Origin of the sequence: Massilia genomosp. 1, assembly GCF_011682185.1 — a bacterium.
Taxonomy (GTDB): Bacteria; Pseudomonadota; Gammaproteobacteria; order Burkholderiales; family Burkholderiaceae_D; genus Telluria_A; species Telluria_A rubra.
Genome location: NZ_WHJF01000043.1, coordinates 45,880 through 54,888, shown reverse-complemented (window position 1 = coordinate 54,888; position 9,009 = coordinate 45,880). Strand labels below are relative to the sequence as shown.

The 9,009-nt window shown below is 61.7% G+C and carries 6 protein-coding genes; 4 read left to right on the top strand and 2 right to left on the bottom strand.

What is annotated here, in order from left to right; genetic code table 11:
- Positions 1-229 precede the first annotated feature (229 nt).
- Positions 230-955 (bottom strand): 16S rRNA (uracil(1498)-N(3))-methyltransferase, encoded by a 726-nt coding sequence (locus F1735_RS17220; RefSeq protein WP_167238069.1) that lies wholly within the window; start codon positions 953-955, stop codon positions 230-232.
- Positions 956-1,112: 157 nt separating this feature from the next.
- Here F1735_RS17220 and tkt point away from each other — a divergent pair, with 157 nt between their 5' ends.
- The 3 genes from tkt (at position 1,113) to F1735_RS17205 (ending at position 4,900) form a co-directional block, all read left to right on the top strand.
- Positions 1,113-3,110 (top strand): transketolase, encoded by a 1,998-nt coding sequence (gene tkt / locus F1735_RS17215; RefSeq protein WP_167238068.1) that lies wholly within the window; start codon positions 1,113-1,115, stop codon positions 3,108-3,110.
- 222 nt (positions 3,111-3,332) lie between these two features.
- On the top strand, positions 3,333-4,343 hold the full coding sequence (gap, locus tag F1735_RS17210; protein ID WP_167238067.1) for a type I glyceraldehyde-3-phosphate dehydrogenase: 1,011 nt from the start codon (positions 3,333-3,335) through the stop codon (positions 4,341-4,343).
- 191 nt (positions 4,344-4,534) lie between these two features.
- On the top strand, positions 4,535-4,900 hold the full coding sequence (locus F1735_RS17205; RefSeq protein WP_167238066.1) for a hypothetical protein: 366 nt from the start codon (positions 4,535-4,537) through the stop codon (positions 4,898-4,900).
- A 280-nt stretch (positions 4,901-5,180) separates the two neighbouring features.
- On the opposite strand, the gene F1735_RS17200 is transcribed toward F1735_RS17205, so the two are convergent.
- The gene (locus tag F1735_RS17200; protein ID WP_167238065.1) at positions 5,181-5,642 is read right to left on the bottom strand and encodes a cache domain-containing protein; all 462 of its coding nucleotides are present in this window, start codon (positions 5,640-5,642) and stop codon (positions 5,181-5,183) included.
- Between the two features lie 352 nt (positions 5,643-5,994).
- On the opposite strand from F1735_RS17200, the gene F1735_RS17195 reads away from it, so the two are divergent.
- Positions 5,995-8,886 (top strand): TonB-dependent receptor plug domain-containing protein, encoded by a 2,892-nt coding sequence (locus F1735_RS17195; RefSeq protein ID WP_167238064.1) that lies wholly within the window; start codon positions 5,995-5,997, stop codon positions 8,884-8,886.
- The last annotated feature ends 123 nt before the right edge of the window (positions 8,887-9,009 follow it).

The following is a 9,009-nucleotide window of genomic DNA, read 5'->3' as shown; positions in this document are numbered from 1 at the left end:
CCTACTTTGATCGCCTTGGCATGCCTCGCCTCACATAACCTCAACTACTCGAACCGCCCGGTGCGGACCCGCATGCCGGGTGGTGTGGCAGGGGAGCAGCTATATTTAGCTGCCCCCTATGCCGATGCCTGCTGATTCAGGCACGTGGTTCAGGCAAGTGGTTCAGGAAAGTTCAGTGGGGGCGGGAATGGCGCGCGCGGGAAGCGCCCGCGCGCTGGTGGCGCTGGTGTTACAGCCCGCCCCAGAGGGCATTGAGGGCGGCCACGGCGGCGATGCCGGCCGTCTCGGTACGCAGGATGCGCGGCCCCATCGACAGCGCCAGCGCGCCGCGCGCCATGGCATGGTCTTCTTCCTGCACGCTGAAGCCGCCTTCCGGGCCGATCATCAGCGAGACCGCCTGCGGCGGCTGGTGCCTGGCCCAGTCGGCCAGCGACTGGCCGCCGCGCGGACTGAGCAAAATGCGCTTGTGCAGGTCTTGCTGGGCGCACCACTGGTGCAGCTCGTCTACCGGGGCCAGGCGCGCCAGGCGGTTGCGTCCGCTCTGCTCGGAGGCGGCCACGATCACGCCCTGCCAGTGCGCCAGTTTCTTTTCGGCGCGCTCGCCAGACAAGCGCACCACGCAGCGCTGGGCCGCCAGCGGGACGATCGCCGCCACCCCCATCTCGACCGCCTTTTCGATGATCCAGTCCATCTTGGACGCTTCGGGCAGGGCCTGGGCCAGGGTGATTTGGTAGGGCAGTTCGACATCGCGCGCCACAAACGCCTTGACGGTGACGCTGGCGCGGCGCTTGTCCACGCTGGCCAGGTGGGCGATGTATTCGCCGCCATCGCCATTGAACAGGCACAGTTCGGCGCCGACCTGCAAGCGCAGCACGTGCAGATGGTGGGCGACCGCTTCGGGCAGGTCGAGCGTGAGGCCAACCGCCAGCGGCACGGAACAATAGAAACGGGGCATGAAATCCTGTGAAAGAGTTGAGGGCGTAGTCGAGGCCGGCAGGCGCGGCAAGTGCTTCATTTTAATTCGCCACCCTGTGGTCTGGTAAAATACTTGACCCGGTACGCCAAGCAGCGCCACCCGCATTTCCAATCCTACGACCTCACAGATTCGACCCATGAAAACGACGCTCCCCACCACTTTGATGGCCAACGCGATCCGCGCGCTGGCAATGGACGCAGTGCAACAGGCTAATTCCGGCCACCCAGGCATGCCGATGGGCATGGCGGAAATCGCGGTGGCGCTGTGGGCCGGCCACTACAAGCACAATCCGTCCAATCCGAAGTGGCTCAACCGCGACCGCTTCCTGCTCTCGAACGGCCACGGCTCGATGCTGCATTACGCGCTGCTGCACCTGTCGGGCTACGACCTCTCCATGGCCGACCTGAAGAATTTTCGCCAGATGCATTCGAAGACCCCGGGCCACCCGGAAGTCGACATCACGCCAGGCGTGGAAACGACCACCGGCCCGCTCGGCCAGGGCATCGCCAACGCGGTCGGCATGGCCTTGTCGGAATACCTGCTGGCGGCTGAATTCAACAAGCCGGGCTTCGACGTGGTCGATCACTACACCTACGCCTTCCTGGGCGACGGCTGCCTGATGGAAGGCATTTCGCACGAAGTGTGCTCGCTGGCCGGCACCCTGGGCCTGAACCGCCTGATCGCCCTGTACGACGACAACGGCATCTCGATCGACGGCAAGGTTGAAGGCTGGTTCACCGACGACACCCCGAAACGCTTCGAATCGTACGGCTGGAACGTGATCGCCGCCGTCGACGGCCACAGCGTGGCGGCGGTCGATGCCGCCATCGCCGAAGCGAAGCTGTCGTCCAAGCCAACCCTGATCTGCTGCAAGACCATCATCGGCAAGGGGTCGCCCAACCTGCAAGGCGGCGACAAGGTACACGGCGCCGCGCTGGGCGAGAAGGAAGTGGCGGCCGTGCGCGAGCACCTGCTGTGGACCTCGGTCCCGTTCGAGATCCCGGCCGAGGTGTATACCGCCTGGGACGCCAAAGAGCACGGCGCCGCGCTGGAAGGCGAGTGGAACACCAAGTTCGCCGCCTACCGCGCGCAATACCCCGAGCTGGCCGCCGAATTCGAGCGCCGCATGAAGGGTGAGCTGCCGGCCGACTTTAGCGCCACCCTGGACGCGGCGATTGCCGCCTGCGTCGAGAAGAAAGAAAACATCGCCACCCGCAAGGCCAGCCAGAACGCGATCCAGGCGCTGGCGCCGACCTTGCCGGAATTTTTGGGCGGCTCGGCCGACCTGACCGGTTCCAACCTGACCAACTGGAAAGAGTGCATCGCGCTGCGTTCCGGTAAACCTGGCAACCACATCAACTACGGCGTGCGCGAGTTCGGCATGAGCGCCATCATGAACGGTATCGCCCTGCACGGCGGCTACATTCCGTTCGGCGCCACCTTCCTCACCTTCTCCGACTACAGCCGCAACGCGCTGCGCATGGCCGCGCTGATGAAACTGCGCTCGATCTTCGTGTTCACCCACGACTCGATCGGCCTGGGCGAAGACGGCCCGACCCACCAGTCGGTCGAGCACGTCTCGTCCTTGCGCCTGATCCCGAACCTGGACAACTGGCGTCCATGCGACACCGTCGAGTCCGCTGCCGCCTGGGGCGCCGCCGTCCAGCGCAAGGATGGCCCGTCGACCCTGATCTTCTCGCGCCAGAACCTGCCGTTCCAGGAACGTACTGCGGCCCAGATCGCCGACATCGCGCGCGGCGGCTACGTGCTGCAAGACGTGCCTGAGCCCAAAGTCATCCTGATCGCCACCGGCTCCGAAATTGAACTGGCGACCAAGGCCGCCAGCGCGCTGGCCGCCGAAGGCATCCTGGTGCGCGTGGTGTCGATGCCCTCGACCGACGTGTACGACCGCCAGGACGCCGCCTACAAGGCCAGCGTATTGACCCGTGGCGTGCCGCGCGTGGCGATCGAAGCGGGCGTCACCGACTTTTGGTATAAATACGTTGGCCTGGAAGGCGCTGTGGTCGGGATCGACACCTTTGGCGAATCGGCGCCCGCGCCGGTGCTGTTCAAGCACTTCGGTTTCACTGTCGAGAACGTGGTGGCCAAGGTCAAGTCGGTACTGACGAACTAAGTACCCGCCCATAAATAACTGTGATTTTTGTCTTCCATAGCCGGCGCGCTGCGGCGTTGCCCTCCACTAGCAGTGCTTGCACTGCTAGTGGAGGGCGCCTTGCATCGCATCCGGCTATGTTCGCCAAAATCTCACACATATTTCTGCGCGGGTACTTAATTGAAGCGCAGGCGGCGCCCGGGCGTCGCCGCCCACCCATTTTTATCACTCAGGAGCAAAGTAATGACGATCAAAGTTGCAATCAACGGTTATGGCCGTATCGGCCGCAATGTCCTGCGCGCTTTCTACGAAGGCGGCAAGAAACACGACATCCAGATCGTGGCGATCAACGACCTGGGCGATGCCAAGTCGAACGCGCACCTGACCCGTTACGACACGGCGCACGGCAAGTTCCCGGGCACCGTCACGGTCGAGGGCGACAACATGATCGTCAATGGCGATGCCATTCGCGTGTTCGCGCAGCGCAATCCTGCTGAAATTCCGTGGGGCGAATTGAAAGTGGACGTGGTCCTGGAATGCACCGGTTTCTTCACCACCAAAGAAAAAGCCTCGGCCCACCTGAAGGGCGGCGCCAAGAAAGTCATCATTTCGGCGCCGGGCGGTAAAGACGTGGACGCCACCATCGTGTTCGGCGTCAACGAAGGCGTCCTGAAAGCGAGCGATACGGTCATTTCGAACGCCTCATGCACCACCAACTGCCTGGCCCCGCTGGTCAAGCCGCTGAACGATGCGATCGGCCTGGAAACCGGCCTGATGACCACCGTACACGCCTACACCAACGACCAGGTGCTGTCGGACGTGATGCATGAAGACCTGCGCCGCGCCCGTTCGGCCACGATGAGCATGATCCCGACCAAGACCGGCGCCGCCGCCGCGGTCGGCCTGGTGCTGCCTGAACTCAATGGCAAGCTGGACGGTTTCGCGATCCGCGTACCGACCATCAACGTCTCGCTGGTCGACCTGACCTTCATCGCCAAGCGCGACACCACCGTGGACGAAGTCAATGCCCTGATGAAAGCGGCATCCGAAGGCGCCTTGAAAGACGTGCTGACGTACCAGACCGAGCCGCTGGTATCGATCGACTTCAACCACAACCCGGCCTCGTCGAATTTCGATTCGACGCTGACCAAAGTGTCGGGCCGCCTGGTGAAAGTATCGTCGTGGTACGACAACGAATGGGGTTTCTCGAACCGCATGCTGGACACCACGGTTGCACTGATGAACGCCAAGTAATTGTCGGCCACATCGACAACGACGCCCTCCGGGGCGTTTTTTTCGCCCTGAAGGCGCTGGCCGGGGGCGAAAAAATCGCGCGTATCGACAAGCGCTCCCTCCGGTGCCTGCCCTGCCGCTGCGAAAAGTCAATTCGCTGAAGCACGACCGCGTAGCCGATACTGCTGGTCCGATCCAGCACAAGCCGCCTTATGGGACCCATCGCGTACGCACTCTGCCAAAAGCCAGTCATCGGGCTGCTCATGTATATCACCGGCGCGTGCGCCTTTGCGCCGCTGATCAAGGAGCAGCCGTTGGCGCTGACCGAAGCCGGGGCCGTTGCCGCTGCCGCGTTTTCGGTTCCGGTGGACAAGAGCTACGCGCTCGACCTGACGTTTGCGTTTGCGCATGCCGAGGCGATGAAGCGGGACGACATCGTTGGCACGCGTTACGACAAACACTGCGAGCCCGGCGGACACCATGCGGACATTCCGGTCGCACAGTCAGCTGGACTTGGCCGCCCGATCCCGTTTCATGTGCTGGTGCAGCGCACACACCGGGGTCAGAGCTTTAATTAGCAATAATTTGCTCAGGTTCCCACCGGGGTCTGACCTCTGATTCGTAATTTTTTCCTTGAATCGCGGGACGATGACCGTGCCGGAGGCAGGCATGCCCCTGCGTGCCGGCCACCGGCAGGCAAATACACCGCTTTTCGATGCGGCTTAGTAAAAATTTCTAATCAGAGTTCAGACCCCGGTTGTGGGCTAGGGTAACAATTTCTGATTAAAGCTCTGACCCCGGTTGTAAGGGGTTGCCGTGGGGAGCGTTAGGACGATTCCTGCGGCGTGCGGCGGGCGCTTATTTGTAGACGCCCGATCCCACCATCATGTCGTCCACCCGTTCGATATAGCCCGACTTGTTCTCGACCGCCTTGGTCACCGGATTGGGCCATTTGAAATCGACCCAGCCTTTGCCGGCGGGGGACTTGGCCAGGTCGGCCATCTCTTTGATCATCAACTTGCCGTTGCTGTCGGCTAGCGCCATCAGGTTTTTGCCGACAATCTTGGGATTGTTGCCGTGCGCGAGGCAGACGCCGTTCAGGTCGTATACATAGACGTACAGATCGCGGTCGTGATATTCCTTGTTGGCCGTGTCGCTGATGGCCGCGAAGCCCTTGGCTTTGTCGGTCTTGATCAGCGCGATGGCTTTCTTGACCATCGCGACCGCTTCGTCGGAACCACCTTTGTCGGCCGACCACGCCGCTCCCGGCAGGGCCAGCAGGGCGACGCTGAACAAGCTTGCGGAAAACAGTGTTCTCATCAATACACTCCCCATCTCGACCATGGCGCGTTGTTGCGTGGAACCATTATGCCGACGTTCTTTTGCTTGTCACTCGCTTTCCTGAAATATCGCGTTCTGGCGAACAAATACATGCGCAAAAACCGCAGTTTTTTCTGAACTGAATTACCTACAGCGGATTTGGCAGAACGTCATCTTTTTCCTGGGTGAATTCGTCAGAAAACAACATTAAAGACGGCGAAATGAGCTTGTATGGTGAAGTTGTTTGCTTCCCCGACGTGTTCATGCGAAATTTGTCATCATTCATACATATAAATGGGTTTCAAAAACAAGAGTCAATTTTCCACGGCCGAATATCTCACCTGGAGTTATCTTGAAAAAACACTTTGTATTGAAACAGAGCGTCCTCGCCGTCGCGCTTGCCTTGGGTTCCTCGCACATCGTCCTGGCGCAACAGGCTGCCGCGCCACCGACCGCCACCGTGTATATCACCGGTTCGAACCTGAAACGCATCGGCAAGGAAGGCGCCCAGCCGATCCAGGTCATCACTGCCAAGGATATCCGCGACAGCGGCGCCGCCACCGTCACCGAACTGATGCGTAAAGTGCCGTCGATGGGCAGCGACGTCAACCTCGACACCAACGACGGCGGTTTTTCGCGCGGCGCGTCGACCGCCTCGCTGCGCGGCCTGGGCTCGACTTCAACCCTGATCTTGCTCAATGGCCGGCGCATGACGCCGGCCGCCTATGCCGACCCGAACAAGGGTAATTCGACACTGTACGACTTGAATTCGATTCCGCTGTCGGCCCTGGAACGGGTGGAAATCCTCAAGGATGGCGCCTCGGCCGTGTACGGCTCGGATGCGATCGGCGGCGTGATCAACTTCATTACCAAGACCAATTACCAGGGCGCCGAGGTGGCGGCCCGCGCCAGCGCCAATGACGATGGCAAGTTCGCCCGCAAGGGCGCCAACATCTTCTGGGGCAAGGGCGATGTGGAAAGCGATGGCTACAATGTGTTCATTAGCGCCGACGTGTCCAACCGCGACCGTGTGAAACGCGCGGACGTCAAGGACATCGAATTCGAGACCTACCAGCAGATCAATGGCCGCTTCGCCACGCCGTACGGCAGCACGGTTTCCGGCGTGACCTCGTTTTACCGTGAAAGCGTGCCGGGCAGCAAGAACTTCGCCGTCAACCGCAGCAATATGGCCGAGCGCCTGGTCACCCGCACCAGCTGCGATCCGTCGCAGCAACTGGTCGGCGCCACCAAGATGGGCATCGCTCCCACCAGCGTGTTCATCGGGCGCACCTTTTGCAACTACGACACCACCCAATTTCTCGAAGGGATAGGCGAGGGCAAGGATGCCAGCGTCATGACGCGCGCCGTGTTGAAACTGGGCCAGAACGCCAAGGCCTTCGCCGAGGCGGCTTACTCGCGCACCGAGCGTGCCTACACCGCCGCCCCGATTACCATCGGCCAGTCCGCGACCACCAACTTTACCAGCGAGAGCGTGGGGCAACCGTACCAGACCATCCTGGAAATCGGCCACCCCGACAATCCGTTCCCGAATGCGCGCGCGTCGGTCGGGCACCGCTTTGTGAACCTGCGCGGCGGTTCCAACACCCTGAACGACAATACGCGCGTGCTGGCGGGGCTGCAGGGCACGCTTGGCAGCTGGGACTGGGAAACGGCCGTGCTGTACAACCAGACCACCAAGGAAGACACCGATTACGGCCGCCTGTACTTGCCGACCTTGCGCAAGATTAATGCTGGCGCGACCATCGCGTCCATCAGCGCCGATCCGAGCGTCGGGCATAACGTGGTCAGCGACGACAAGGCCTCGATCCTGCACTGGGATGGCAAGGTCAGCACGCAGTTCGGCCAACTTGGCGGCGGGGCGATGGGCCTGGCGGTGGGCGCCGAATTGCGTCGCGAAAAGATCAAGCTGATCCCCGATCCGGTGCTGCAGCGCGGCGATATTTTCGGCCTGGCCAATACCAAGATCGACGGCGAACGCGACATCAAGTCGGCCTTCATCGAGCTGCGCACGCCGTTCCTGAAGAACGTCGAGATGGACTTCGCCGGCCGGCTCGACAAATACCCAGGCATCAAGACCAATTTCGTGCCGAAAGTGGGCGCCAAGTGGACCGTGAGCGACAGCCTGGCGCTGCGCGGCACCTATGGCCGCGGTTTCCGTGCGCCGGCGCTGGTGCAGGTGACGCCGGGCGGCGCCCAGTTTTTTCTGACTAACATCGCCGATCCGCGCCGCTGCGAGCCCGATGAAGAAACCCCGCGCGATGGCGCGACCGAACTCGATTGCAACAAGTCGGCGGCCGCCACCGGCGGCGCCAACCCCGACCTGGTACCGGAAAAATCGAAGAGCATTTCCTTCGGCCTGTTGTTCTCGCCGACCTCGTATCTCGACCTTGGCCTCGATTTCTACAAGATCCGCAAGGAAGGTGAAGTCGCGCTCGGTCTGGCCGCCGACGCGCTCAAGAACGAGGCCCGGGTCCCGGGCAACGTGTTGCGCGACCCGAACCCGGCCAACTGGGTGCGTGACGCCAACGGCAACGTGATCCAGAACAGCGGTCCGCTACTGATGGTCAAGACGCCGTGGATGAACCAGGGCGCGACCGAAGTGCGCGGCGTCGATCTGGACGTGGCTGTCCGCAAGAACCTGGGCGAATGGGGAACCCTCAACGCCAAGCTGAGCTCGACCTTCCTGGATTACTATGCCCTGGCCGGGACTGCGGGCGATCCCGAACGCAACCTGGCCGGCACCAGTGTCGGCTATGCGGACTGGAACCTGAGCGGCAACGACCAGCCGCGCTGGAAGACGTCCCTGTCGTCGTCGTGGAGCCACGGCGTACACGCCTTCAATGCCAGTATCGACTACACCGGGCGCGTATCGCTGCTGCGCCGCTATAACAGGGAAGTGACCTACGAGCAGCCGTTCTGCCAATACGGCACGCGCAAGGATAGCGACGCCGAGGCCAATCGCGATACCTCCATGCCCCTGTACGAAGCGTATTTCCCGGAGTGCTCGATCAACAGCTGGACCCGTTTTGGCCTTGGTTACACCTATACCGGCATCAAGAACCTGACCTTGAACCTGAACATCCAGAACGTGCTCGATACCAAGGCGCCTTACGATCCGATCTATGGCGTCAACACCTCGGCCCAGCCGCTGGCCGGCTACAACGAGGGCTTGCACAATCCTTACGGTCGCTACTTCCAGCTGACGGCGCGCTACGCGTTCTGATCTGTTGCGGCGGTAGCGGAACAACCCGGCCCTGGCGCCGGGTTTTTTTCCGCCTGCGCGGCGTGCCATTTCGTGCGGAAAACAACGGAAATGTCGGCATATGGTCATTTTTGTGAATTCCTC

What these genes read in the sequence shown, in the direction of transcription:
- tkt (WP_167238068.1), top strand. Translation starts at nt 1,113, where the DNA reads ATGAAAACGACGCTCCCCACCACTTTGATGGCCAACGCGATCCGCGCG.
- F1735_RS17220 (WP_167238069.1), bottom strand. Translation starts at nt 955, where the DNA reads ATGCCCCGTTTCTATTGTTCCGTGCCGCTGGCGGTTGGCCTCACGCTC.
- F1735_RS17200 (WP_167238065.1), bottom strand. Translation starts at nt 5,642, where the DNA reads ATGAGAACACTGTTTTCCGCAAGCTTGTTCAGCGTCGCCCTGCTGGCC.
- gap (WP_167238067.1), top strand. Translation starts at nt 3,333, where the DNA reads ATGACGATCAAAGTTGCAATCAACGGTTATGGCCGTATCGGCCGCAAT.
- F1735_RS17205 (WP_167238066.1), top strand. Translation starts at nt 4,535, where the DNA reads ATGGGACCCATCGCGTACGCACTCTGCCAAAAGCCAGTCATCGGGCTG.